Genomic DNA, 3,046 nt, shown 5'->3' with positions numbered 1-3,046 from the left:
GGCGGCGGCCTTCTGAACGCAAAAAGCCCCGGCTTGGGGCCGGGGCTTTCTGGATCTGGTTGCGGGGGTTGGATTTGAACCAACGACCTTCAGGTTATGAGCCTGACGAGCTACCGGGCTGCTCCACCCCGCGTCAACTTTGGCTTGCCCTTGCGGGCGCTTACAGCAAAAGGCCGCTCCCGGAAGGGTTGCGGCCCTGGGTCCCGTTTGTGGCGGGCCTTTCGTTCGGAGAAGATTTCCATGCACTTAGCAGACCTGGCAGCGACCTACTCTCCCGCGTCTTGAGACGAAGTACCATCAGCGCTGGAGCGTTTCACGGCCGAGTTCGGAATGGGATCGGGTGCAGCCGCTCCGCCATAACCACCAGGTCGGCAAAGTGCATGTTTTTCGAGAAGCTGCTGGCGTAGCCAGTTGTCTTTGTGCCGTTCATGCGTGATGCGATGAACACAAGTAATGAGAACGATCAAGCCAATCGAGCTATTAGTACCGGTAAACTTCATGCATTGCTGCACTTCCATACCCGGCCTATCAACGTGGTCGTCTTCCACGGCTCTCAGGGAATACTCGTTTTCAGGTGGGTTTCCCGCTTAGATGCCTTCAGCGGTTATCCCGTCCGTATATAGCTACCCTGCAATGCGGCTGGCGCCACAACAGGTCCACCAGAGATACGTCCATCCCGGTCCTCTCGTACTAGGGACAGATCCTGTCAATATTCCTACACCCACGGCAGATAGGGACCGAACTGTCTCACGACGTTCTGAACCCAACTCACGTACCGCTTTAAATGGCGAACAGCCATACCCTTGGGACCTGCTCCAGCCCCAGGATGCGATGAGTCGACATCGAGGTGCCAAACAACCCCGTCGATATGGACTCTTGGGGGTCATCAGCCTGTTATCCCCGGCGTACCTTTTATCCGTTGAGCGATGGCCCTTCCACACGGGACCACCGGATCACTATGACCGACTTTCGTCTCTGCTCGACTTGTCAGTCTCGCAGTCAGGCAGGCTTATGCCATTGCACTCAGCGACCGATTTCCGACCGGTCTGAGCCCACCATCGCGCGCCTCCGTTACTCTTTAGGAGGCGACCGCCCCAGTCAAACTACCCACCATACATTGTCCCGGACCCGGATGACGGGCCGCGGTTAGACATCCATGACGATAAGGGTGGTATTTCAAGGGTGGCTCCACACCAGCTGGCGCCGATGCTTCAAAGCCTACCACCTATCCTACACATGCCGACACGAATGCCAATGTAAAGCTATAGTAAAGGTGCACGGGGTCTTTCCGTCTAACCGCAGGAACCCCGCATCTTCACGGGGAATTCAATTTCACTGAGTCTATGCTGGAGACAGCGGGGAAGTCGTTACGCCATTCGTGCAGGTCGGAACTTACCCGACAAGGAATTTCGCTACCTTAGGACCGTTATAGTTACGGCCGCCGTTTACTGGGGCTTCGATTCAGAGCTTGCACCCCTCCTCTTAACCTTCCAGCACCGGGCAGGCGTCAGACCCTATACGTCGTCTTGCGACTTCGCAGAGCCCTGTGTTTTTGATAAACAGTCGCTACCCCCTGGTCTGTGCCACCCTCGCCTACTTGCGTAAACAAGGGTCACGCTTCTTCCGAAGTTACGCGTGCAATTTGCCGAGTTCCTTCAGCATAGTTCTCTCAAGCGCCTTGGTATACTCTACCAGTCCACCAGTGTCGGTTTCGGGTACGGTCTATACGTGGGAGCTATTTCCTGGGACCACTTCGCTGCCAGATCAATCCAATAAGACCTGACAACACACATGATCCGTCACTACCCACAGGCCCACGAATATTAACGTGGTTCCCATCGTCTACGCATGTCTGCCTCGACTTAGGGGCCGGCTAACCCTGCTCAGATTAACTTTAAGCAGGAACCCTTGGACTTTCGGCGGGGGTGTCTCTCACACCCCTTACGTTACTCATGTCAGCATTCGCACTTCTGATACCTCCACAGGTCCTCACGGATCCTGCTTCATCAGCTTACAGAACGCTCCGCTACCGCTTGCACTTGCGTGCAAACCCAAAGCTTCGGTGTATGGCTTGAGCCCCGTTACATTTTCGGCGCAAAGACCCTTATCTAGACCAGTGAGCTGTTACGCTTTCTTTAAATGATGGCTGCTTCTAAGCCAACATCCTGGTTGTTTTGGGATCCTCACATCCTTTCCCACTTAGCCATAACTTGGGGACCTTAGCTGTTGGTCAGGGTTGTTTCCCTTTCCACGACGGACGTTAGCACCCGCCGTGTGTCTGCCGACTAGTACTCCCAGGTATTCGGAGTTTGGTTAGGTTTGGTAATCCGGTGAGGACCCCTAGCCCATCCAGTGCTCTACCCCCTGGGGTATTCGGTCGACGCTCTACCTAAATAGATTTCGCGGAGAACCAGCTATTTCCGAGTTTGATTGGCCTTTCACCCCTAGCCACAAGTCATCCCAAACTATTGCAACAGTTATGGGTTCGGTCCTCCAGTAAGTGTTACCTTACCTTCAACCTGCTCATGGCTAGATCACTCGGTTTCGGGTCTAATGCGTCGAACTGAACGCCCTGTTCAGACTCGCTTTCGCTACGCCTACACCTACCGGCTTAAGCTTGCTCGACACACTAAGTCGCTGACCCATTATACAAAAGGTACGATGTCACCATTTCAGGCTCCATCTGTTTGTAGGCAACCGGTTTCAGGTACTCTTTCACTCCCCTTGTCGGGGTGCTTTTCACCTTTCCCTCACGGTACTAGTTCGCTATCGGTCATGCACGAGTACTTAGGCTTGGAGAGTGGTCTCCCCATGTTCAGACAGGATTTCACGTGTCCCGCCTTACTCAAGGACTTTTGCTCGCATTACGCGTACGGGGCTGTCACCCATTCTTGCCCAACTTTCCAGATGGTTCCGCTTGTCTCACAAAAGCCGCTGGCCTGGTCCGCGTTCGCTCGCCACTACTTGCGGAGTCTCGGTTGATGTCCTTTCCTGCAGGTACTTAGATGTTTCAGTTCCCTGCGTTCGCCACTTATCCCTATGTATT

General features: G+C 54.3%; 1 tRNA gene and 2 rRNA genes (1 of these 3 only partly in view). All 3 read right to left on the bottom strand.

The features are described 5' to 3' along the window. Positions 1-56: 56 nt before the first annotated feature. Positions 57-133, bottom strand: a tRNA-Met gene (locus AC3A4H_RS23485). Positions 134-253: 120 nt separating this feature from the next. Then, positions 254-368, bottom strand: a 5S ribosomal RNA gene (gene rrf / locus AC3A4H_RS23480). 91 nt (positions 369-459) lie between these two features. Further along, positions 460-3,046: ribosomal RNA gene (locus AC3A4H_RS23475) — 23S ribosomal RNA — on the bottom strand (it continues 212 nt past the right edge of the window).

It is taken from the genome of Pseudaminobacter sp. Soil_N_29 (assembly GCF_057656055.1).
This window is presented reverse-complemented; position numbering and strand designations above follow the sequence as displayed.